This is a genomic window from Antarcticimicrobium sp., from assembly GCF_029212575.1.
Lineage (GTDB): Bacteria > Pseudomonadota > Alphaproteobacteria > Rhodobacterales > Rhodobacteraceae > Antarcticimicrobium.
Genome location: NZ_JARGPK010000021.1, coordinates 51,507 through 73,404, shown reverse-complemented (window position 1 = coordinate 73,404; position 21,898 = coordinate 51,507). Strand labels below are relative to the sequence as shown.

General features: G+C 64.3%; 19 protein-coding genes and 1 pseudogene. 6 read left to right on the top strand and 14 right to left on the bottom strand.

The features are described 5' to 3' along the window. The first annotated feature begins 488 nt into the window (after positions 1 to 488). Positions 489 to 668, top strand: a complete 180-nt coding sequence (locus P1U75_RS04250; RefSeq protein ID WP_366914954.1) for an SDR family oxidoreductase — start codon at positions 489 to 491, stop codon at positions 666 to 668. 96 nt (positions 669 to 764) lie between these two features. Here the strand turns inward: P1U75_RS04250 and P1U75_RS04245 are convergent, their stop codons facing one another. After that, a complete protein-coding gene (locus tag P1U75_RS04245) occupies positions 765 to 1,967 on the bottom strand; it encodes a CoA transferase (RefSeq protein WP_300240212.1) in 1,203 nt (400 codons plus the stop codon). Positions 1,968 to 2,315: 348 nt separating this feature from the next. Between P1U75_RS04245 and P1U75_RS04240 the strand changes: the two genes are divergently transcribed. From P1U75_RS04240 to P1U75_RS04220, 5 genes are read left to right on the top strand one after another with little or no spacing between them, the layout of a single operon-like run. Beyond that, positions 2,316 to 3,524, top strand: coding sequence for an ABC transporter substrate-binding protein (locus P1U75_RS04240; protein WP_300240210.1), 1,209 nt, complete (start codon positions 2,316 to 2,318; stop codon positions 3,522 to 3,524). 27 nt (positions 3,525 to 3,551) lie between these two features. Beyond that, positions 3,552 to 4,427 (top strand): branched-chain amino acid ABC transporter permease, encoded by an 876-nt coding sequence (locus tag P1U75_RS04235; RefSeq protein ID WP_300240208.1) that lies wholly within the window; start codon positions 3,552 to 3,554, stop codon positions 4,425 to 4,427. Further along, complete coding sequence (locus P1U75_RS04230; RefSeq protein ID WP_300240206.1) at positions 4,424 to 6,301, top strand: branched-chain amino acid ABC transporter ATP-binding protein/permease; 1,878 nt, start codon at positions 4,424 to 4,426, stop codon at positions 6,299 to 6,301. Before P1U75_RS04235 ends, P1U75_RS04230 begins: the two co-directional genes overlap by 4 nt. 3 nt (positions 6,302 to 6,304) lie before the next feature. Further along, a complete protein-coding gene (locus tag P1U75_RS04225) occupies positions 6,305 to 7,477 on the top strand; it encodes an acyl-CoA dehydrogenase family protein (protein ID WP_300240204.1) in 1,173 nt (390 codons plus the stop codon). Continuing rightward, the gene (locus tag P1U75_RS04220) at positions 7,474 to 8,181 is read left to right on the top strand and encodes an ABC transporter ATP-binding protein (RefSeq protein WP_300240202.1); all 708 of its coding nucleotides are present in this window, start codon (positions 7,474 to 7,476) and stop codon (positions 8,179 to 8,181) included. The genes P1U75_RS04225 and P1U75_RS04220 overlap by 4 nt, the downstream gene beginning before the upstream one ends. A gap of 74 nt (positions 8,182 to 8,255) precedes the next feature. Here the strand turns inward: P1U75_RS04220 and P1U75_RS04215 are convergent, their stop codons facing one another. The 13 genes and pseudogenes from P1U75_RS04215 to P1U75_RS04155 all read right to left on the bottom strand — a co-directional run bounded on the left by P1U75_RS04215 (position 8,256) and on the right by P1U75_RS04155 (position 21,878). Next, a complete protein-coding gene (locus tag P1U75_RS04215; RefSeq protein WP_300240200.1) occupies positions 8,256 to 9,410 on the bottom strand; it encodes an acyl-CoA dehydrogenase family protein in 1,155 nt (384 codons plus the stop codon). A gap of 6 nt (positions 9,411 to 9,416) precedes the next feature. Further along, positions 9,417 to 10,538 carry a CoA transferase gene (locus P1U75_RS04210; protein WP_300240198.1) on the bottom strand — a complete coding sequence of 374 codons (1,122 nt, stop codon included), beginning with the start codon at positions 10,536 to 10,538 and terminating at the stop codon, positions 9,417 to 9,419. Then, entirely contained in the window at positions 10,535 to 11,353 is an 819-nt protein-coding gene (locus tag P1U75_RS04205; protein WP_300240196.1) for a citryl-CoA lyase, read from the bottom strand. The genes P1U75_RS04210 and P1U75_RS04205 overlap by 4 nt, the downstream gene beginning before the upstream one ends. Further along, a complete protein-coding gene (locus P1U75_RS04200) occupies positions 11,350 to 13,461 on the bottom strand; it encodes an acetate--CoA ligase family protein (protein WP_300240193.1) in 2,112 nt (703 codons plus the stop codon). Before P1U75_RS04200 ends, P1U75_RS04205 begins: the two co-directional genes overlap by 4 nt. After that, positions 13,454 to 13,945: a MaoC/PaaZ C-terminal domain-containing protein gene (locus P1U75_RS04195; protein WP_300240191.1), complete on the bottom strand. Its 492-nt coding sequence runs from the start codon at positions 13,943 to 13,945 to the stop codon at positions 13,454 to 13,456. The genes P1U75_RS04200 and P1U75_RS04195 overlap by 8 nt, the downstream gene beginning before the upstream one ends. Next, the gene (locus P1U75_RS04190) at positions 13,942 to 15,456 is read right to left on the bottom strand and encodes an AMP-binding protein (RefSeq protein WP_300240225.1); all 1,515 of its coding nucleotides are present in this window, start codon (positions 15,454 to 15,456) and stop codon (positions 13,942 to 13,944) included. The genes P1U75_RS04195 and P1U75_RS04190 overlap by 4 nt, the downstream gene beginning before the upstream one ends. Positions 15,457 to 15,472: 16 nt before the next feature. After that, positions 15,473 to 16,645, bottom strand: coding sequence for an acyl-CoA dehydrogenase family protein (locus tag P1U75_RS04185; RefSeq protein ID WP_300240189.1), 1,173 nt, complete (start codon positions 16,643 to 16,645; stop codon positions 15,473 to 15,475). Beyond that, positions 16,638 to 17,387: a 3-oxoacyl-ACP reductase FabG gene (gene fabG, locus P1U75_RS04180; RefSeq protein WP_300240186.1), complete on the bottom strand. Its 750-nt coding sequence runs from the start codon at positions 17,385 to 17,387 to the stop codon at positions 16,638 to 16,640. The genes P1U75_RS04185 and fabG overlap by 8 nt, the downstream gene beginning before the upstream one ends. A 20-nt stretch (positions 17,388 to 17,407) precedes the next feature. Then, on the bottom strand, positions 17,408 to 18,697 hold the full coding sequence (locus tag P1U75_RS04175; protein WP_300240184.1) for a TRAP transporter large permease subunit: 1,290 nt from the start codon (positions 18,695 to 18,697) through the stop codon (positions 17,408 to 17,410). 2 nt (positions 18,698 to 18,699) lie between these two features. Further along, on the bottom strand, positions 18,700 to 19,269 hold the full coding sequence (locus P1U75_RS04170; protein ID WP_300240182.1) for a TRAP transporter small permease subunit: 570 nt from the start codon (positions 19,267 to 19,269) through the stop codon (positions 18,700 to 18,702). A 12-nt stretch (positions 19,270 to 19,281) separates the two neighbouring features. Then, on the bottom strand, positions 19,282 to 20,325 hold the full coding sequence (dctP, locus tag P1U75_RS04165; protein ID WP_300240180.1) for a TRAP transporter substrate-binding protein DctP: 1,044 nt from the start codon (positions 20,323 to 20,325) through the stop codon (positions 19,282 to 19,284). Positions 20,326 to 20,571: 246 nt separating this feature from the next. After that, a pseudogene (locus P1U75_RS04160) lies at positions 20,572 to 20,932 on the bottom strand (acyl-CoA dehydrogenase family protein). Between the two features lie 142 nt (positions 20,933 to 21,074). Further along, a complete protein-coding gene (locus P1U75_RS04155) occupies positions 21,075 to 21,878 on the bottom strand; it encodes an IclR family transcriptional regulator C-terminal domain-containing protein (RefSeq protein WP_300240178.1) in 804 nt (267 codons plus the stop codon). Positions 21,879 to 21,898: the final 20 nt, after the last annotated feature.

The following is a 21,898-nucleotide window of genomic DNA, read 5'->3' as shown; positions in this document are numbered from 1 at the left end:
TTGATCTGGCGTAGATGCGCCACGCCGGTCCCGATCTCGGCGACGAGTTGATGCGCGAACGGCGCGGGCGAATTGGGTTCAACGTGCCGCTCAGCGCTCCCTTCTGAGCACAGGCACATCTGAGAATCTGAATCAGAGGTAGTGAAAAAACCTGGCGAGGTTACCCGAGCAGGCTATTCCACTCCGACATTCGTTTGAGTAGCAGCGCTGTGTATGATGAAAGGTAGTGTCCAGAGTCTTTCGCACTTTCGGTCATGCGACGACGGCTCCTTGGGTTTGATCCGCGTATAGCGGTGTCATGTTCATGTATGTTCGGGTCGCCCATTGGGTTCCGGCGATATGGCGCAGATGGGCGGCAGCGAGAGTGTCCGACCTTTTGTGTATGGCTGATCCGGTCCATGCTTCATCGAAAGGCCGCATGAACGACCATCTCGAAAGAAATCCTGGATGGATAACGTACAGGATCTTCCGCACATTTGATTCCGGCGATGGTTCCTTTCAGACTGGCTGACCCGGACGGTCAGAAAGATATACGTGGGACAACGATCATGCAGCGCCCGGCCCAACCGGAAGAAGTAGCCGGGGCGGTGCTGTTTCTGGCGTCCGACGAGGCATCCTATATGACCGGATCCGAAATGGTCGTCGATGGCGGCTATACCGCGCAGTAAAATGGGCGGAGCCGGAAGTTTGGGACAGGCGGGTCCGGTTGGCCGCGAACCGATCCTGGCCAACCGGGCACCGGCTGCCCGCCTGGCCTGGTTCCGTCAGGCGTCGGCGCGCGGAAGGCGGATTTCGGACAGAACTTCCTCCGTGTGCTCGCCCAGCCGCGGTGGCAGCCGGCGCACCCGGCCGGGGCTGTCCGAGAACTGGACCGGTATCCGGGGCGTCACGACGGCACCCTCTGTCGGGTGCTCGTGGCGCTCGAAATAACCGGTTTGAACCAGGTAGGGATCAACCAGAAGATCCTCCAGGCTGTTGGCCGGTCCATTCGGCACGTCGGCCGCGTCGAACCGGCGGCGCCACTCGGCGGTTGTATTCCCCGCGATTGCCTCGGCGAGGATCCCATATAACTTGTCAATGTGATCGGTGCGCAACTCTGCTGTGGCAAATCGTGGATCGTCGCGCAGCTCGGGCCGGCCTATGGCGTCGAAGAGACGCAGCCACTGGTTGTCCATCGCCGCCATCACACAGATGTGCCCGTCCTGCGTTGGATAAGGCCGACGATGGGGCGAGAATACACGGCTGTAACCCATGCCCAGATCGGGCCGGTCGAGCGTTGCGCCCCAGAGATGCTCGATCAGATTGAAGTTGACCATCGCATCCATCATCGGCACGTTTACCTGCTGCCCGTGGCCGGTGCGCTCGCGCCAGACGAAGGCCATCGCTATGGACGATGCCAGGATGTAACCGCATAGTTTGTCGGCGATTACCGTGGGGTAATAGCGCGGCTCGCCGGTGGCCCGGGCCATCATCCCGGCTACGCCGCTGGCGCCCTGGATCACATCGTCGAAAGCAGGCCAGTCGCGGCGCTCGCTATCCAGCCGGAAGCCAGAAGCCGAGGCGTGAATGATGCGGGGATTGACCGCGCGGATCGCCTCGTAACCGACGCCCAGCCGTTCGGCGGCGCCGGGGCGCATCGAATGCACCAGCACGTCCGCGGAACGCACCAGATCAAGGAGCGCTGCCCGCGCGTCGGGTTTCTTCAGGTCGAGCACGACCGAGCGTTTGTTGCGGTTTGTGTTGAGGAACAGTGCCCCCATCTTCGGGTTGCGCGACGGCCCCACCTGGCGTGTGTAGTCGCCGTCGGGTGACTCGATCTTGATGACGTCGGCCCCCATGTCGCCGAGGATCTGGGTCGCCACCGGCCCAAGCACGTTGACCGAAAGATCAAGCACCCTGTAACCGGCAAGCGGGCCGTCCCCCTCGGCTGGCTGCTGCGGTGATGGCTGCTGCGGCTGACTGTCCATTTTCTTTTCCCTTTGCGGTATCGCACCCTTCGAGTCAGCAATGCGCGCCGTGGTCTGGCGGTCAGTCGGCCCGCAACCCAAGGGCGCAGCGCCGCAATCCTGCGGAAGCGTCCCTGCAAGACCCACACTATTCGGGAGCGACTCGTGAAAGCGGTTCCGCAGGCCATTAGAACGGCGTCGCCAAGAGCGCTCAACCGCCGCAGACCTAAAAACACATCTGTGCGCAAAAGGCTTGCCCGGCCCGGAGTTCTTGGCGCAGGCTGACCGCCCCGCTTACCCTAGGTCACCGGAGTCCTGCCATCGGCCGATGCCGCTTTCGGACTTGCGGGATTTTAGGGAGGAGCCACAATGAACAAGTTTCTACAGGCCGTTATCGGCCTGGCCGTTGCCATTGCGCCGCTGACGTCTTCACCTGCGCTGGCCCAAGCCGAAGAAATCGTGATACCGGCGATCGCCGCCATGTCGGGAGCGGTCGCCGTGACCGGACAGGATGCGCAAAAGGGGATCGCAGTTGCCCTTGAGCACATCAACGCCGATGGCGGCGTCGCCGGTCGGCCGCTGAAGATCCAACTATACGACACACAGGGCAATCCCGGGGTGGTGCGCCAGGTGATGGAGCGGTTGACCCGCCTCGAGCGGGCTCCGGTCATCCTTGGCTGCGAGATCAGCGCAGGCACATCGGCTGCGGCGCAGTTCGCCGAGCAGGCGCGGGTTCCTTACCTGAACTCGTCGGCGGTGTCGGCCGAGCTCCTCGAGCGCGGTTACAAATGGTATTTCTCCGATCAGATCACCGCCGATACCGAGGCGGCCACGGTCGTGGAATTCTTCGAACACCTGATGACGCAAGGCGACGTCGTCCCGGCGTTGCTTTACGAAGACAGCCCGCGTGGCGCCGGAACCATCGAGCGGATCGAAGCCCTGCTGGAGGCCCGGGGCATCGAGATCGCCGCCAGCGCGCCGTATTCGCGCAGCGATCGCAACCTTCTGCCGCCGGTCAAGCGGGTGCAGACATCGGGTGCCAACGTGGTGATCTGGGCCGGCTACACCGAAGATGTGGTGACCGGGCTCCAGGCAATGCAGCAGCTTGACTTCAAGCCCTACATTGTCGGAATCGGCGGCGGTCCGGGTGATGTGCGCATCCCGCAACTGGTGGACAGGGGCTTCATCGAGGACGTCAATCTCAGCACGGTGGACTACTTCAATCCCGACATGGACCGCGCCCAGCGTTTTGTGAAGGCCTACGAGGAACGGCACGGCATCGTGCCGTCAAGCTATGCGTCGATGTGCTACCGCGGTGTCTACACGCTGAAGGCCGCGCTGGAGAAGACGCTTGAGTCCGGCCAGGAACTGACGACCGAGAACCTCCGCGCCGCCATCCTTGAGATCGACATCCCCGGCGATCAGCTGATCTCGCCGTTCTCGCGGATCAAATTCGACGAACACGGCAGGAACGTCGGATCGCAGAACCTGATCGCGCAATGGAAGAACGGCGGCACGAAAAAGGTCACGGTCTGGCCGCCAGAGGTGGCTGTGGAAGAGCCCAATCCTCTGAACTGATGCGAAAACTGTACGGGAGTGGGCAGGATGAGTGTTGAGCTTCTTTTTCAGGCGGCCGTGTCGGGGTTCCTGATGGGTGGCATTTATGCGCTTATCGCCCTGGCCCTGGCCTTGGTGTTCGGTGTCATGGGAGTGCTGAACTTCGCCCATGGCGACCTGCTCATGGTCGGCATGTATGGCGTGGTGCTGGTCAGCGCCTCCACGGGTCTCTCGCCGTTCCTCGCGGGCCTCCTGATAGTGCCTGCCATGATGGCGATCGGATGGGCGGTCTTCGGGCTGCTCATCCGGCCGATCGTCGGCTCTGCCCCTCTCGTTCAGGCGCAGCTGACCATTGGGCTGTCATTCGTGATCCAGAGCGCGGCGTTCCTGTGGTTCGGGGCCGATCTTTTCAACGTGAGGACCGAACTCGGCGCCTCGACAATCCATCTGGGCGCCATCGTGGTAAGCGTGCCGTTGCTGATAGGCTTCGTCATCGCCCTGGTGGCGTCGGGGTTGCTGGCCTGGTTTCTCTCGGCGACCGTCTGGGGGTACCGCGTCCGTGCCACGGCGGAAGACCCGGTGATGGCCCAACTATGCGGCGTGAAGGTGCAGCGCGTGCAGATGTGGGTCTTCGTCGGCGCGACGGGGTCGCTGGCGGTCGCCGCCGGCTGCCTGATGGGGTTCTATCATGTCACCCCGGTGGTGGGGCTTCAGTTCAGCGTTCTATCTCTGATGATCGTGGTGCTGGGCGGTCTAGGTGATCTGCGCGGTGCGATGGTGGCAGCGCTGGTTCTCGGCGTGGCCGAGGCCCTGGCCGGCGCCATCTTCAACAGCGCATCGGCGCCGGCGGGGCTTTACATCTTGTTCGGCGCCGTGCTGCTTCTGAGGCCGCACGGCCTTCTGGGGCGGGGGGCGACAGTATGAGCGGCAAACCGGATACCGCAGCCCGCCTCCTTGGTCGATCCCCGGCGGGTGCCATAGCAGGCGTGCTGCGCAGCGAGGGTGCAGTCGCCGTCCTGGTCATCTGGGTGGCGGTGGTGATCGCCCTCACCGTTCTGAACGCCTACTGGGTCAGCGTCGCGGTGATGATGCTCGTGTGGTGCTACCTCTGCACGGCCTGGAACCTGATCGGCGGCTATGTCGGCCAGGTCTCCTTCGGCCACGGGGCCTTCTTCGGTGTCGGTGCTTACTGCACCATCTACCTTGCGACCACTTTTGGGGTCAGTCCCTGGCTGGGGATGATCTTCGGCATGGCCCTGTCGGTCGTTCTCGCACTGGCGGCGGGTTACGTTCCGTTCCGGAAAGGTCTCAGCCACCTCGTCTTTGCGCTCCTGACGCTCGCCCTGGCCTATGCGCTTTTCTACGGGGTGTCGGGGGTCAGAGCACTCGGTGGCACCAACGGCATGTTCATGCCGCTTGACGAGACCGGTCTTGCGGCCCTGCGCTTTCATGATCTCTGGCCCTATCTGCTCGTCATCGCGGTATTCAACACCGTGCTCCTTCTCGTCCTGCAGGCGCTTCTGAATTCGCGCCACGGCTTCATCTGGCGCGCCACCCGGGACAACGAGGCCGCAGCGGCGGCGTCAGGCATCAACCTCTTCAGGTCCAAGCAGCTCGCCTTCGCCATCAGCGCTGCGGCGACCTCGGTGGCGGGCGGCTTCTACGCGCAGTTCGTGGGCTTCATAGACCCGCATTCGGTGCTGGGGGTACATGTAATCATTCTGATCCTGCTGTTCTCGGTTGTCGGTGGCACCGGAACACTTCTGGGGCCGGTCGTGGGCACCCTTGTGCTCTTCCCCCTGGGCGAGATCATGCGCGTGCAGTTGATGTCGCTTGGGGCTGGCGCGCACCAGCTGGTCTACGGGGCCGCCCTTGTCGCGGTGATTCTGCTTCTGCCGGGCGGGCTGATCGGGCAGTTGCGCAGGGCACTGGGCGGGCGATGGTTTTCCGGCTTCACCCTTGCCCTGCCGCATTCGGTCGATACAGGGCCGTTGCCTCGGCGCCACGCCGCCGACCTCAAGGATGGCGGGAAAATCCTCAGCGCCGAAGGCGTGGGCCGCGACTTTGGCGGCGTGACGGCGCTGCAATCGGTCGATCTCGAGGTCCGTCAGGGTGAAATCCTCGGCCTGATCGGCCCCAACGGCGCCGGCAAGACGACCTTCTTCAATCTGCTCGGCGGTGCCTTTCCCCCAAGCCGCGGCCGGATAACCCTGCTCGGACAGCGCGTCGACGGGCTGGCCCCGCACGAATGCACCCAACTGGGCATCGCGCGCACCTTCCAGATCACGCAGACGTTTGCGTCCTTCACGGTGGCCGAGGCGGCATTCACAGCAGCGCTTCCCGACCGCTCCTACGACGAAGCCCGCAGCATCGCCGGGCGGGTGCTTGTCCGGGTCGGGCTTGAGACCCGCCGGGATGTGCCTTGCGCAGAACTCACGCTGTCGGATCGGCGTCGCCTGGAAATCGCGCGCGCCCTCGCAACGGGACCTTCCCTATTGCTGCTCGACGAAGTCATGGCGGGGCTTACCCCGACCGAGGTGACAAGCGTGATCGCGCTGATCCGCAGCCTGCGCGCGGAAGGGATTACCGTGGTGATCATCGAGCATGTGATGCATGCGGTGATGGAGCTTTGCGACCGGATTGTGGTGCTCGACGCGGGCATGGTGATAGCCGAGGGGCTGCCAAGCGAGGTCAGTCGGGATCCGCAGGTGATCGAAGCCTATCTCGGCAAGCGCGCGCAACAAGCCGCTGCCGCTGCCGCCGCAGCATCCGACAACACCGACAAGGGAGAAACCTGAATGATGATGTTTGATCTGCCCGAGGATGTCAGGGAAGTGCAGCAGATGGTGCGGCGCGTCGCCAACGAGCGTGTGGCGCCCCGCGCCCACGAAATCGACCGCAGCGGGGAGTACCCGCAGGACATGTTCGATCTGCTGCGCGAACTGGGGATGTTCACACTGCCGTTTCCGGCCGAGCACGGCGGCATGGGAAGCCAGCTTGCCGCCTGCGTGGCGGTCGAGGAACTGGCGCGCGTCTGCTATAATACCGCCTATCTGCTGATCGTGCAGTGGGTCCCGTTCGGCGCGATCCTGTTCGGCGGTGACGAGGCGCAGAAAGCGCGCTTCCTGCCCGGCCTGGCCGATGGCAGCCTGCGGAGCGCGCTGGCGGTCACCGAACCGCAAAGCGGGTCGGATGTTGCCGGAATCCGCACCCGCGCGGTGCGCGAGGGCGATGCTTATCGCATCAATGGCCAGAAAATCTGGAGCACCAACTCGGCGGTCGCCGACTTCGTTCTGGTCGCGGCCAAGACCGGCGCCAGCGACAGCACCGGAGAGATCAACTTCTTCATCGTCGAGAAGGGCACGAAAGGACTCGAACTTGGCCATAAGGAAGACAAGCTCGGCGCCCGGGGCGTGCCGTCGAATGCTCTGCACTTCGAGGACATGATCGTGCCCGCCGCGAATCGGATCGGCCCGGAGGGCAAAGGCTTCAAGATCGTGATGGAAGCGTTCAACCAGTCGCGTCCGATCATCGGGGCACGCGGCGTCGGGCTGGCCCAGGGAGCGATGGAGCTGGCGCGCGATTTCATCCTCGAACGGCAGGCCTTCGGGCAGCCGGTGTCAGACTTCCAGGGCGTGCGCTGGATGATCGCCGACATGGCAACCGGAGTAGAGGCATCGCGGCTGCTGGTCTATCGCGCCGCTGCCCTGGTGGATGCCGGCAAGACAGGAACCGAACTGGCCGCGGCGGCCGCGATGGCCAAGCGGTTCGCCACCGACAACGCAATGCAGGTGGCCCAGGATGCCGTCCAGCTTTTCGGGGCGGCGGGCATATCGAGCGAGGTTCCGATCAACCGCTACTTCCGCGATGCCAAGGTTCTGCAGATCATCGAGGGCACCAACCAGATTCAGCGCAACATCATCTCCAACACGGTCCTGGGCCGGCCTCGCACTTCTAACCGGGGCCCAAGATGAAGCTGTCGATCGAGTCTCTCGTCTCCGGTTACGGTCTGCTCGACGTGCTCCACGGCGTCAGCATCGAGATCGCCGAGGGCGAGGTCGTGGCTGTGATCGGGCCGAACGGCGCGGGAAAATCCACCCTTCTGCGCACGATTTCGGGCCTTGTGGCCGCCCGTTCCGGAGCGATCCGCTACGATGGCAAGGAGATCGGCGGCTTTGCCGCCAGCGAGATTCCGCGCCTCGGCCTCGTCCATGTTCCCGAGGCGCGGCACGTCTTCGGGTCACTCACGGTCGAGCAGAATCTGATCGTGGGTGCGAGCGCCGCACCCGACGCGAAAGACCGAAAGGACGCCATTTCCGAGGTCTACGAACTCTTTCCGATGCTGAGCCAGAAGGCCCGCGAACTTGCCGGAGGGCTCTCAGGCGGTCAGCAGCAGATGCTGGCGATCGGGCGCGCGCTTATGGCCCGGCCCAGCATGATCATGCTCGACGAGCCGTCGCTCGGCCTCGCGCCTCTGGTGGTCGAGCAGATGTACGAGGCCCTCGACGGTCTGCGCCGCACCGGCCTGACCATTCTTCTCGTGGAACAGGATGTCTACATGGCGCTGGATTTCGCCAGCCGCGCCTATGTTCTGGAAAACGGGACAATCGCCCTCGCCGCAGCCTCTGACGTCTTGCGCCACGACGATCACGTGCGCCGTTCGTATTTGGGAATCTGACCCGCCCTGTGCCCGCATTCCGCCTGCCATTCAGACCGGCAGCGGCGGCAGACCGTGCGCAAACTGCGGACCGATCAGCCCCGCAGCGCCGAGATGCCCAGGGCCCCCTGCGCCAAAAGCAGCGCCTGAAGCTGGTTTGTGCCTTCGGCAATCGTCAGATGGCGCACGTCGCGATAGTAGCGCTCCACCGGGAAGTCCCGGGTATAGCCCGCCCCGCCATGCACCTGCAAAGCGGTCTCGCAGACCCTGAGCGCCGTGTCGGAATTGTGGCGCTTGGCCATCGAGCAGGCGCGGCCACGATCCGGCGCGCTGCGGTCCAGCGCGTCGGCCGCCCGGCAGGCCAGCAGACGCGAGGTTTCCACGCCGGTCATCATGTCGGCGATCATCTGCTGAACCAGTTGGAAACCGCCGATCTTGCGCCCGAACTGTTCCCGTTCACCGGCATAGCGCAGCGCCGCCTCGTAGGCGGCAATCGACAGGCCGAGGCAGGTGAAGGACACAAAGCAGCGGCCCACGTTCAGGTAGTGTTTGGCGATGGCAAAGGCCTCGCCCTCGGTGCCGATCAGATGATCGGGGGGCAGCGCCACGTCCTCGAACAGAAGCTCGCCCAGCGGGCAGGCGTTCATGCCCATGCTGCGCACCTCGCGCGCCGAGAACCCGGGCGTGCCCGCCTCGACCACGAAGGCCGAGACGCCCGCGCCATCACCTTCGCCCGATCGCGCGAAGACCACCCCCAGATCGGCCCCGGTCCCGTTCGAGATATAGAGCTTTCGGCCGTTCAGCCGCCAGCCATCGCCGTCGCGCCGGGCCCGTGTTTCGACATTGCTGGCGTCCGAGCCGACATTGGGTTCGGTCAGTGCGAAGAAGGCGGTTTTGCGGCCCGAAATCAGATCGCCGAGCCATCTTTGCTGCTGCTCTGGCGTGCCGCGCTGCGCGATGATCATCAGGACCAGGTTGGAGGTGCTGACGATGCTGCGCAGCGACGGCCAGACTTGCGACAGCTCACACAGGAGCGTGCAATAGGTGAGGTAGTCCAGCCCCGCCCCGCCCTGCGCCTCGGGCAAAAGACCGCCCAGAAGGCCGAACTCGCCCATCTTTTGCATCACTTCGGGCGGCGGCGGACTGTGGGCATCCTCATGCGCCTCGACCAGGGGTGCCACCTCGGCGTCAAGATATTTGCGGAAGCTGCGCCGCGCCGTTTCCTGCCAGTCGTCCAGGTCGAAATGCATTTGCCCTCACTCCGTCTCTTCGGCATGGTCCAGAATTTCGGTCTGATGCTCGCCCACTGCCGGGACGTGGCCAGCCGGGTCGCTCATCCCGGCCATCGGCACAGGGAAGGCCATCACCTGCGCCGCGCCGGCTGAGCGCACCATCCCGCGCGCCTTGAGCTGCGGGTCTCGGGCCAGATCCTCCAGCCTGTTGACCGGGGCGAAGGGAACATCCTCGACCTCGAAGATCTCCGCCCAATGCGCATAGGGACGCGCGGCGATCAACGGGGTCAAGGCGGCGCGGATATCGTCCGCGCGGTCGGTGCGTGCGGCAAAGTCATCAAGCGCCGGATCGTCGAAGCCCGTCATCCCCGTGGCGCGGATCAGGCGGCGGAAGAAATGCGTCTCGATCGCCCCGATGGTTATGTAGTTGCCGTCGGCGGTCTCGAAGATGCCATAGGCGGCCCGGCGCAGGATGTCGGCCTTTGTGATCTCGCGTCCGGCCTGGCGTCCAGCGTCCCACACACCGTAGCGCGGGGCGACCCAGCTGGCCAGCGCGTCGGTGATCGCCACGTCGAGATACTGGCCCCGCCCCGTGGCGTCGCGTCCGCGCAACGCGGCAAGAATGGTGATGATGGCATACATGGCTGCCGAGAGATCCCCGATCGGCACGCCCGTCGTGTATTCAGGCGGTCCGTTGGGCGCGCCCGATATCGCTACCGCGCCCGCCATCGCCGCGTAGTTCAGATCATGTCCCGGCCAGTCGCGCGCCGGCCCGGTCTGACCATAGCCGCTGACCGAACAGTAGACGAGGCCGGGATTGAGCGCTGAAAGCGTCTCATAGTCGATTCCCAACCGCTTGGTGACGCCGGGGCGATAGCCCTCGATCACCACGTCCGCCGATTTGGCCAGCCGCAGGAAAGCCGCGTGGTCTGTGTCGTCCTTGAGGTTCAGGCCGATGCTTTTCTTGCCGCGGTTCACGGCGGCAAAGAGGCCGGGGAACATGGCGCGCGCGGCGTCGCCCGCGGGACGCTCGACCTTGATGACTTCGGCTCCCATCTCGGCCAGTTGCTGCGTGGCATAGGGCCCAGGCAGAAGCTCGGTCAGATCGAGAACGCGAAGCCCCGAAAGCGGTGCAATGCCGGTCATTTTTGCTCTCCTGCGCTGTTCGCGCGGTCCGGGTCGGCAATCCCGGCGCATTCCGCCGAATCGTCCTGTTCCAGGATCATGTCCCAGATCTTCTGACCCTGCGGATTTTCGAGCTCTTCCATCAGATGCGCCAGAAGCCCGGCGGATCGGCCAATCAGGGCGAAGGCCCGCGCCCAGATCGGGGCAAGCCCCATGTCCGAAACGGTGGCCCCGACCGCGCCGGCGGCGTTGATGGGCAGCAGACGGCCATATTCCTCGCGGGCGGCGGCCTCGACGGCCGCCATGAAGCGCCAGTGCCGCCCGTCGAACCCGTTCTCGCCCGCGATGCGGCGCAGGACCGGCGTGCGGGGGTCACCCGCCACATGGATCGGATGACCGAGGCCTGGCACGATCCGGCGCGCGGCGCGAAAGGCGCATACGACCTCTTGCGCGCGGGCGGCATAGGCCGCGTCATCGTCGCTGTCGGACAGCTCGCCGATCTCGTCGCGGGCAAAGGCCGCGGCGTTCTGCATGGTGCCCAGAAAATGATTCCCCGCGCCCAGCAAGCCCGCAGCCACCGCGCCCTGGAGCGATTCCGGCGCGCCCAGGATCGTCATTCGCGCAGCAATGGCGCTGGGGGTAAGGCCGTGATCGGTGGCGGTGACGATGATCGCGTTGGTCATCGCACGGGTGCGGGCATCCGGCTCCTTCCCCGTGGCGGTGAAATAGATCATGTCGATGAAATCCATCTTGCCGAGGATGTCGTCGGCCAGATCGCGCCCGCGCACGTAGATGCGGTCGCGGGTGGTGAAGCCGATATCCGTCTTTACCGTCATTGTCTTGCCTTCCCTTCTGTGTTGCTCGGAGCGCGCAGGATCACCGCGTCAAGGACCGTGGCACCCACCGGACCGGCGCGCACCGGATTGAGGTCCATCTCAGCGATGTCGCCGCGCGCACCCAGGGCGGCCAGGATCACGAGAAGATCGGCAAGCGCGCCCAGATCGGCGCCCGGGCGGCCGCGCAGCGGACCCAGCAGCGCGCGGCCGCGGATCTCGTCGATCATCGCGTGCGCTTCGGTGCGTCCGAAGGGCGCGGCGCGGTGCGTAACGTCAGAAAGCGCCTCGACCATGACGCCGCCGAGGCCGAAGCTGACCACCGGGCCGAACACCGGATCGCGGTGCAGTCCCGCCATCACCTCGACCCCCGGCCCCTGTTCCATGCGCTCGACCAAGGCACGGTCAAGCCTGTGCCCCTGCGCCGCAAGTGACGCCGTCATCGCGTCCCAGGCTGCCGTCAGCGCCTCCGCATCCGTCAGTCCGACAGCCACGGCCCCGGCTTCGGTCTTGTGCAGAAGGCCGGGCACCAGCGCCTTGAGTACTACCGGAAATCCGATCCCGCGTGCCGCCGCGCCCGCCTCCTGGGCGCTGGTCACAACCCGGCCTTCGGGCACCGTCAGACCAAGTCCGGCCAGCGCTGCCTTGGCCGCGGCCTCGTCCAGTTCGCCGGGCGGAAGCGCGGGCAGCGACGGAGCGTCGATGCCCGAGGCGGTCCAGTCGCCGCGCCAGATCAGCCGCTTCAGCGCCGTGACCGCCTTGCCCAGACTGCGAAAGGGCGCCAGCCCTGCCGCGTTCAGCGTGCTATAGCCTGCGGCGCGGTGCCCGCTCATCCACACCGGCACCAACAGCGCCGCACTGTCCGGCGCAAGTGCGACCATGTCGTCGGCGGACCGGTCGGTAATCTGGCCGTAATCGGCCGGGATCGGCAAGAGCACCACATCGGTGGCCGGATCGCGCGCCACCAGAGACAGGCAGTCGCGGTTGAGCGTATCCTGGGTGAAGACCTGGGTGGTCAGGTCCACCGGGTTTTCGAGCGCCGCATAAGACGGGGCCAGCGCACGCAACCCCGCGCGGGTGTCGGGGGCCAGTTCGGACAGGGTCAGCCCGGCGCTGCCCACCATGTCGGCGGCCAGCGCGGCGGTGCCGCCCGAAAAGGAATAGACGCAGATGCCCTGCCGTCGGGCGATGCCCGCACGCTCGAACAGTGCCGCCGTGTCGATCAACTCGTCCAGATCGTCCACCTCGACGATGCCGTGCTGGCGAAACAGCGCCGAGGTGACCGTCGCCGACCCCGCCAGTGCGGCGGTGTGCGAACGGGTGGCGGCAACGCCATAGTCCGACTTGCCCACCTTCATCGCCACCACCGGCTTGCCGGCGCGGGCGGCGGCGCGGGCAGCCGCCAGAAAGCGCGGCCCGTCGCGGAAGCCTTCAGCGAGAAGGGCGATTACCTTTATGTCGGGATCGCCCACCATGTGGTGCACGACATCGGCCATGGTCAGATCGGCTTCGTTGCCGGTAGAGCACCACAGGCCAACGCCGATGCCGCGCTCGCTTGCCTGGATGAAGGCACGGCCAAGTCCGCCGCCCTGGGTGACAAGCCCAATGCCGCCGCCCAGCGTGTCGTTCTTGAACACCGGTGAAAAGGTCAGCCCAAGGCGGCGGTTGATGTTGCTCAGCCCTGGCGAGTTCGGACCATAGATGCGCATCCCGCTTTGCCGGGCGATTTCGGCCATCTCGGCTTCAGCGGCCCGGCCCTCATCCCCGGTTTCACCAAAGCCAGAGGTGAAGACCACCGCGAAACCAGTTCCTGCCGCCGCGCAATCGCGCAAGGCGCCCACCACCGCATCGGCAGGAAGGCACACCACCGCCACATCGACGGGACCAGGCAAGGCCGAAATTGCGGGATAGGCAAGAAGACCATGCACCCTTTCACGCCCGGGATTGACCGGGAAGATCTGCCCATCGAAGTCGGAATGCTCGGTAAGGTTCAGCAAGGTATCGCTGCCCACGCTACGGGGCCTTTCACTGGCCCCCAGGATCGCCACGCTGCGTGGCGACAAGAGCCGCGAAAGATCGGGAAAGTCGCGGGCGACCACCTGCTCAGCCACCTTGCGGCGCCCGCCGTACGAGCAGTTTCCAGACCCCTTCCACCACGGTTTCGCCGCGCTGGTTGATAACCTCGCGCCGGAACGACAGGATGCCGCGTTCGGGTTTCGAGGTCTCGCGCTTCTCGGCTACGGTGACGCGCACCCCGATCGTGTCGCCGATGAGGGTCGGTTTCGGGAACCGGCACTGCATGTCGAGCAGCCCCAGAAGCGAGGGTTCCAGGAACGTGTTCATCAGCATCCGCGTGGTCAGCCCCGACATCACCGACACCACAAGCAACCCGTGTGCAATGCGCTGGCCAAAGGCCGAATCGGCGGCGTATTCGGCATCGACGTGCAGCCGGTTGAAATCGCCCGACAGGCAGGCGAAATTCGCTACATCTGCCTCGGTGATGGTACGGGTGGGGCTGTCGAACTGGTCGCCTTCGTTCAGGTCCTCCCAGTAGAGCTGCTGGCCCTTCAGGGCCGAAAGATCGGGCCGTGTCATTGGGTTTCCTCCTCTGGCAGTGCCAGCACTGCCTCTTTCAGTTCAGCCTTGAGAACGCGGCCGGTCAGGTTGCGCGGCACCGCCGCCATGAAGACCACCCGCCGCGGGCGCTTGTATCGGTCAAGCCGGGTTTCGGCATGCGCGATCACATCGGCCGCTGTCAGCTGCTCGCCCGGCGCGGGGACGATCACCGCGCAGATCGCCTCGGTCCAGCGCGGATCGGGCAGACCCACGCAATGCGCTTCGGCGATCGCCGGGTGGCTGGCCAGCGCTTCTTCGATCTCGGGGGCGTAGACATTGATGCCGCCGCTCTTGATGATGTCGCGCTTGCGGCCGGTGAACCAGAGCAGCCCTTCGGCATCGATCCGGCCCAGATCGCCCACGGTCAGATAATCGCCGCGCCGGGTTTCGGAAGTCAGCGCGTCGTCCTTGTAATACCCGTCGTAGCGGCTTTCGCTGCGGGTGCAGATTTCGCCGACTTCACCCTGCGGCACCTCGTTTCCATCGTCGTCGAGGATCTTCAGTTCAACGCCAAAGAACGGGCGGCCAACGCAGTTGCCCGCCAGATTCCGGCGCAGATCTTCTGCGGTGAGGTTGGCGTAGGGGCCCGCCTCGCTTGACGCGGCATAGATCATCAGCGCATCGCCAAACTTGTCCAGCGCAGCGTGCTTGAGGTCAGGATACATTTCGCCGCCGCCCGATTGCAGCGTGCGTAGTGACGACAGGTCGGCGCTGGCGAAGCCCTCGGCCTCGACCATCCGCTGGAGCATGGCCGGCAGCAGCATCGTGGCGGTCAGCCGTTCGTCCTCGATCAAGCGCAGCGCACCGGCGCCGTCGAAGCGGCGCATCAGATAGACGCTGGCCCCCAGATAGAGCGGTAGCAGCGTGTATGTGCAGCCAGCCGACAGGCAGATCGGCAGCGCAGATAGCGCCCGGTCGTCGGGGCGAAAGCGCTGTTCAATGGCGCGTTCTTCCATGCCGAACAGGCTGCGCAGCGCACCCTTGGGCTTGCCGGTGGTCCCCGAGGTGTGCAGCATGATCGTGGTGCCATCCTGCCCTTGCGGTGGATCGGGCGGGGTGTCTGCCAGAAGGTCCGACAGGCGCGGCAGGCCTTGCGCGTCCTCTGCCACGTCGCCCAGGGCAATGATGTCGTCCACCACGGTCCGGAACAGATCGGCATGGTCCAGCGCCGCCTCTCCCAGCAGCAATGCCTTGCTGTCGGAGCGGGCCACCACATCGGCCATGACCTCGGGCGCGATGCGATAGTTGATCGGCGCGGGGATCGCGCCCAGCCCGGTCACCGCCACATAGGCGGCAAGGAAATCGGGATGATTTTCCGAGATCACCGCCACCTTGTCGCCCGGTCCGATGCCGCGCCGCGCCAGCACCGTCATCATCCGTTCCACCCGGTCAAGGACGTCTGCATAGCTCTGGCTGCGCCCCTCAAACACCACTGCGGGTTTCATCGGAAACCGCCGTGCATTCAGCCTGAGGGCATGGAGAAAGGTCATCGGCATGGCCGCCTCCTCAGGTGAAGGCCGAGATCCCGAGAACCTCACGCCCTATGATCAATGTCTGGATTTCCGACGTGCCCTCGGGGATCAGCCCGCCGCGCGTGTCGCGGAACAACCGCTCGACGGGGTAGTCGGTGGAATATCCCAGCCCGCCGTGCGCCTGTAGCGCCATCGAGGCCACCTCATGCGCCGCCTCGCTGGCATAAAGCTTGGCGATCGAACATTCCTTGCGCCCGGGCAGACCCGCGTCCAGCGCTTGGGCGGCACGGTCCGTCAGCGCGCGGGCGGCCTCGGTGCGGATGGTCATATCGACGATCAGCTTCTGCACCAGTTGATAGCTTCCGATCACGTTGCCGAACTGCTTGCGCGTCTTGACGTAATCGGTGGACAGGTCCAGCGACCGCTGCGCCGCGCCAACTGCGCCCGCCGCCACGTTGAGCCGGCCATAGTTCAACCCGGTAAGGATCGCCTTGAGGCCCTTGCCCGCCGGACCCAACAGGTTTTCCTTTGGCACCCTTGCGTCATTAAACGCGAGTTGTGAGGTCGCCGTGGCCTTGATGAACATCGTACCCACGCGCGAGGCTTCGAAATCGGTTTCCTCGGGGTCCACGATAAACAGGCTCAGATCGCCATCACAGCCTTGGGTGAAGGTCCGCGCCACCAGGATTCCGACACGGCCGTGAACGCCGTTCGTCGTCCACAGCTTGCCGCCGTTGATCAGCCAGTGGTCGCCCTTGTCCTCGGCGCGGGTCTGGACCGAAGCGACATCCGAGCCGTGGTCGGGTTCGGTGATCCCGACCCAGACTGGCATTTCGCCGGCCATGACGGGTTTCAGCCATTTCTCCTTCTGCCGGGCATCGCCCAGATGGTGCAGCAGCGCGGCGACGATGTTGACGGTGTTGAGCAGCACCCGGAGCGACAGCCAGCGATACCCCGCTTCCTCCATCATCATCGCCCAGGTGCGGTAGCTGAGACCGTAGCCGCCCGCGTCTTCGGGCAGCAACCCGCCGAGATAGCCGAACTGACGAAGCTCGCCCACCATCTCCCAAGGCAGCTCGCCCGCCGCCTCGCATTCGGCGATGCGCGCCTCGGTCAGATCGCGCGCCATGAAACCCCGTATGCTGTCACGCAGCATCCGCGTCTCTTGCTCCTGGTTATCGGTGGACGGCGCGACATGTTCAGCCATATCGGCCCCCGGTGATGTGCAGCGTCTCACCCGAGATGTATTCCGCCGCATCCGAGGCCAGGAACACCACGCCGTTGGCGATGTCGCGCTCGTTGCCCAGACGCGGCACGGTGTTCATCGCCAGCGCGCGCGACTTGATCCGGTCATAGTTCGGAAGCGCCTCGATCATGTCGGTGGCGATGAAACCCGGCGCGATGGCGTTGACAGTGACGTTGAAGCGCCCCTGCTCCATCCCAAGCGCCCGGGTAAAGCCGATGATGCCGGCCTTGGCCGCCGCATAGTTGGTCTGCCCCGGATTGCCGAGATAGGCGCGCGACGAGATATTGATCACCCGGCCCCAGTTCTGCTCCATGAAATGCGGCACCACGGCACGCGAGCAGTTGTAGGCACCTTTCAGGATCACGCCCACCACGGCATCCCAATCTTGCTCCGGCATCTTGGTGATGTAGTTGTCGCGCGGAAAGCCGGCGTTGTTCACAAGGATATGGACCGCCCCGAATTCCTCGATCGTGCGCGCGACGAGCGCGTTGACCTGTGTCTCGTCGGTGACGTCGCAGACGGCGCCGATCGCCGCGTAACCGTCGGCGGCAAACGCGGCGCGGGTCGCTTCAGTGGTTTCCGGGTCGATATCGGTGATCACCACCTTCGCCCCTTCCTCGGCCAGCGCGCGCGCTGTCACCGCGCCGATCCCGCGGCCCGACCCGGTGATGATTGCCACCTTGTCCTTCAGTCCCAGTTCCACTTTCTGCTCCTTTGCATTGTCTAATACTCGCCCGAGAACGCGGTTACGATTTCAGGGAAGAACGCGATCATCGCCAGAACCGCGAACTCTGCCAGAACGAAGGGCAGCACGCCCACAAAGACTCGTTTGAGCGGCACCCCGGCGATCGAGCTGGCGACGAATACGTTCATCCCGATGGGCGGCGTGATCAGCCCGATCTCGACGGTCTTGGTGATGAGGATGCCAAACCAGATCGGCGAGTACCCGAGTTCCATGACCATCGGAAAGACGATCGGCATGGTCAGGATCAGGATCGCCAGCTGATCCATGACGCAACCCAGCAGCACGTAGATCACGATCAGAATGAGGATCACCATTCCCGGACTGATCTCCAGCCCCTGCACGTAGGAGACCAGCGCCTGCGGCGCCATCGTGAGGGTAACGAAATAACCGAAGATATGGGCCCCGATGATGATGGTAAAGATCATTGCCGTGGGGCGGGTGGTGCGTTCAAGCGCGTCCATGAAGTCGCGCCAGCCCATGCGCCGCAGCATCACGGCGGCGATCAGGATCGCGCCGAAACAGCCTACCGCCGCAGCTTCGGTGACGGTGACGGCGCCGGAATAGATTCCGGCGACCACAAACACGAACAGCACGATCACCGGCCAGAGCTCACGCAGCGACAGGACGCGCTCTCGCCAGCTGTGGCTTTGCACCGGCGGCGCAAGATTTGGGTTCAGCCCCGCCCAGGCCATGGTGATGGCGGCAAAGGACAGCGCGGTGATGAGTCCGGGCACGATGCCGGCGATGAAGAGCCCGCCGATAGAGGTTTCGGTGATAATGCCGTAGACCATGAGCACCACCGACGGCGGAATCATGATCGACAGCGTGCCGGCTGCCGCCACCGTGCCCACGATCATACCACGGTCATAGCCGTATTTATTGGCCTCCGGCGCGACGGTGCGGGCCATTGTCGCGGTGGCGGCGGTCGACGAGCCAGACACGGCACCGAAACCTGCGCTGGTGAACACCGTCGCCACAGCCAGCCCGCCCGGCAGATGCCCGACCCACTTGTTGGCGGCGCGGAACATGTCCGACGAGATCCGGCTGGCCGAAAGGATCTCGGCCATAAGGATGAAGAGCGGTATGGCAGTCAGCAACCAGGAGGCTGTGTTGCGATAGGGGGCGACCGACAGGATCCCGAGCACAAGATTGAGCCCGCCGATCAGATAAAGCCCCACAGTGCCGGCGATGCCCATAGCGAAGCCAATCGGCATCCCGACGACGAGAAGTCCCGCCAGCAGGACGGACACGGGTGCGAGATATTCCATGTTCAGACCGTCCGATCCGTGGTGTCGCGGAGCCGCTGCACGTCGCCCGCCACGTTCACGAGAAGCCGCAGGACAATCAGCAGGCAGCCGATCGGCGCGATCACGAGGGCGGTGACGAGCGGCGCGTCGATGTCGCCCGAAGTGCGATACCCGAAATCCCACGCCTTGAGCGCCTCACGCGAGGCACCGTAGCACACCAGCGCGAAAAACGCGGCCGCCACCAGACGCAGAACCACGTCGAGACCGGTGCGCAGCTTGTCTGGAAGCGCCTCGAACAGGATCCCCACCCGCACATGGCCATCGTGCATCTCAAGATAGCTCAGGCTTCCGAACACGATTATGGGCATCAGATAAAGTTCGGTGGCCCCTATGACGCCCTTGATCGGGTCGTTCAGGACATAGCGGGTGAAGACCTGGATGAGGATCAGCGCCAGCATGATCATCATCGCCACGCGCGACAGCCAGCTCGCCCAGGTGTCCACCCGGTCCATCGCGCGGCCAAGAGGGCCGTGCAATCCAGCCTTCGGCGGCGGCACGGCGTCCCCTTCGGGATCACGATCATGCGGGGGCACGGTCGCGCAGCCTTACTGCTTCTGGTGCTTTTCGATATTCGCGCGAAAAGCCTCCAACACCTCGGCGCCGGGCATGCCACGCTCTTCGACGCCGGCGATCCAGGCATCGAAGACCGGCGCCGTGGCCGCCTTGACCTGTTCGCGCTGCGCTTCGTCGAGAACGATGACTTCGATGCCGCTTTCGCGCATCTTGTTTTCGAGTTCGGCTGCCGAGCGGTCGGTTTCCTCGGCGACGCGCTGCATCGCCTCCTGCGCCGCCTGCTGCATGGCCTCCTGATACTCGGGCGCAAGCCCTTGCCAGACTTCTTCGCGGATCACGTAAGGTGCCCAGTACACGAAGACATCCAGCCCTAGCACAGCGGTGTCGATCACCTCGTCGAGCTTGTAGGAATAGACGCTCGTGGTCGGGAAGATCGCGCCGTCAACCGTACCGGTACGGATCGCCTGATAGGTTTCGGGGCTGGGAATATCCACCGGAGCGCCGCCCAGAGCCTTGATCGATTCCGACATGTTGCCAGCGATGATCTTCAACTTGAGCCCCTTGATATCCTCCAGGCCGTCAATCTCCTTGCCACGGGTGAAGAGGTTGTAGGTGGAGGTCATCACGCCCCAGAGGGGGCGCATCCCGTTATTCAGGAAATCGTTCTCCAGGATCGGCCCCGAGGTCACCGTATCGTAGAAAGCCGGCGTGCCGACCGTACTTTGCGAGAACAGACCCGGCAGCGTGTGCACACCGGCCAGCGGCATCGTGCCTCCGTTATAGGCCGGTGGAACATAGCCTATGTCCACCACGCCCGATTGCACCATCGAGAACATGTCGCGAAGCGAGCCCATCTGCCCGGCGCCGAAATACTGGAACTTGACCTCACCGTCGGTCAGTTCGGTCACCCGCTCCATCCAGTATTCGGTGCCGGTTTCGACGATGTAGTGGCCCGGCGGAAAAGTGTCCGCCACCTTGAGGGTTGTCTCGGCCAAGGCCACCTGCGGCGCCAGCGCACCCGCAATTATCAGCGCCGCGCCTGCGGCAAGCCGATCCAGTCCGTTCAATACGGTCATCGTAATTCTCCCTCCCTGCGTCGGCCGACGCTTCCCGAACCCGGCCCCTCTCGTAGTGTTTCGGCGGGTGCCTCATGGACCGTTTCGTGGCCCGTCCGCAGGTCGGCCTTCCTGGTTCGACGCAACCACACGGCACGCGGCCCGGTCAATGCGGAAGCGGTGCCCACTCCGATGCGGTCACCAGATCGCACATATATGCTATTGCGCCAACCGAAGCCGCAGCGACAGCCACGCGTTAATCAAGCGTCAACAGGACTTGGACATCCCCGGCGCTTTCTCGGCCACGTAAGAGAAGATCAGTTCCTCGCTGACCGGCGCGATGAAGTTCAGCACGCTTTCGCGAAAGTAGCGCTCGACGTGGTATTCCTGCGCGAAGCCAAAGCCGCCATGGGTGCGCACCGCCCGGAACGCCGCTTCGTAGGCTGCCGATCCTGCTAGGGTGCGCGCGGTATTGGCCTGGAGCCCGCGGAGCCTGTTCTGAACGTAAAGCGCGGCGGAACTGAAGACGCATCCACACCGAAGCGAGCGGACGCTGGATAGACTGGTTCTGACTGATCGGACGACCGAAGACGACGCGCTCGCGCGAAAAGGCCGGTGCCTGCCTCATGGGACCACTGCAACCCGCTGCCGTCAATTTACCCTGACTTTGCAAAAAGCCAGCGCCAGTGGGTTACCGATTCTGACCAGGGTCAGAACCTACTCTTTTGCCAGGGGGGCACAAAAATCACGACGGGTGGGGATCCCGATGTTCAACAGACTCTAGGATCATGACCTTTCTTTCCCAGATGCCGAACAATTTCTTCACGCATGATCCTAACAATCTCGTTCTCGGATCGCTGGATGACATCCGTTGTGGCACCAACCCCGACGGCAAAAAGGCGGGAACTCTGGTGGCTGGGAAAAGGCATGGAGATCAATCCGGCGCCTTTGACGACTTGATCGGTGGAAAGATAGTACCCCTTGGCACGGGTCTCGGCCAACGAGGCGACGAAGGCCTTCACGTCCACCGCCGGTTTGTCGGGCGCACGATAAGCATTGATCTTTCGTAACAGGCGGCACACTTCTTCATCGCTGAAGCGGCTCATCAGAACCCGCCCCACCCCCGAAGTCCCCAGCGGACGTCGCGTACCGAGTGAAATGTGGTGGATCGGTGACTTCTTCGGACGGATTACTTGGACATACTCGGCTTCGTCACCGTTCTTTGTTCCCAGGACAACGACATGTTGCGTCCGTTGCGCGATCGCCTTGAGCAACCGCTGGATGATGCCTTCGCCGAACAGATCCGGGTTCATCCATGAGCCCAGAAGAGGGACGCGTTCCGTGGGGAAGTAGTTCTTGTTTCGGGCATCGTGTGTCAGGAAGCCGAGGCTGACCATGCTCTTCAAGAGCGCCGAGGTACTCGATTGCGGATACCCCAGTTTCTTGGATACTTCCACGACCGATAGCGGCCGTCGCACCTCGTCGAAATACACCAACGTTTCACAGGTGCGGGCGACTGATTTCACGATGTGGTCCCCGCCGGTCTTCGCCAGCGTCTGATGCGCGTCTTCCATGATCCCCTCCCAGCATACTA

Bases quoted from the DNA above. Each gene is read 5' to 3' on its own strand.
- P1U75_RS04250 (WP_366914954.1), top strand. From the start codon at position 489: ATGGTTCCTTTCAGACTGGCTGACCCGGACGGTCAGAAAGATATACGT.
- P1U75_RS04245 (WP_300240212.1), bottom strand. From the start codon at position 1,967: ATGGACAGTCAGCCGCAGCAGCCATCACCGCAGCAGCCAGCCGAGGGG.
- P1U75_RS04240 (WP_300240210.1), top strand. From the start codon at position 2,316: ATGAACAAGTTTCTACAGGCCGTTATCGGCCTGGCCGTTGCCATTGCG.
- P1U75_RS04235 (WP_300240208.1), top strand. From the start codon at position 3,552: ATGAGTGTTGAGCTTCTTTTTCAGGCGGCCGTGTCGGGGTTCCTGATG.
- P1U75_RS04230 (WP_300240206.1), top strand. From the start codon at position 4,424: ATGAGCGGCAAACCGGATACCGCAGCCCGCCTCCTTGGTCGATCCCCG.
- P1U75_RS04225 (WP_300240204.1), top strand. From the start codon at position 6,305: ATGATGTTTGATCTGCCCGAGGATGTCAGGGAAGTGCAGCAGATGGTG.
- P1U75_RS04220 (WP_300240202.1), top strand. From the start codon at position 7,474: ATGAAGCTGTCGATCGAGTCTCTCGTCTCCGGTTACGGTCTGCTCGAC.
- P1U75_RS04215 (WP_300240200.1), bottom strand. From the start codon at position 9,410: ATGCATTTCGACCTGGACGACTGGCAGGAAACGGCGCGGCGCAGCTTC.
- P1U75_RS04210 (WP_300240198.1), bottom strand. From the start codon at position 10,538: ATGACCGGCATTGCACCGCTTTCGGGGCTTCGCGTTCTCGATCTGACC.
- P1U75_RS04205 (WP_300240196.1), bottom strand. From the start codon at position 11,353: ATGACGGTAAAGACGGATATCGGCTTCACCACCCGCGACCGCATCTAC.
- P1U75_RS04195 (WP_300240191.1), bottom strand. From the start codon at position 13,945: ATGACACGGCCCGATCTTTCGGCCCTGAAGGGCCAGCAGCTCTACTGG.
- P1U75_RS04190 (WP_300240225.1), bottom strand. From the start codon at position 15,456: ATGACCTTTCTCCATGCCCTCAGGCTGAATGCACGGCGGTTTCCGATG.
- P1U75_RS04185 (WP_300240189.1), bottom strand. From the start codon at position 16,645: ATGGCTGAACATGTCGCGCCGTCCACCGATAACCAGGAGCAAGAGACG.
- P1U75_RS04175 (WP_300240184.1), bottom strand. From the start codon at position 18,697: ATGGAATATCTCGCACCCGTGTCCGTCCTGCTGGCGGGACTTCTCGTC.
- dctP (WP_300240180.1), bottom strand. From the start codon at position 20,325: ATGACCGTATTGAACGGACTGGATCGGCTTGCCGCAGGCGCGGCGCTG.
- P1U75_RS04155 (WP_300240178.1), bottom strand. From the start codon at position 21,878: ATGGAAGACGCGCATCAGACGCTGGCGAAGACCGGCGGGGACCACATC.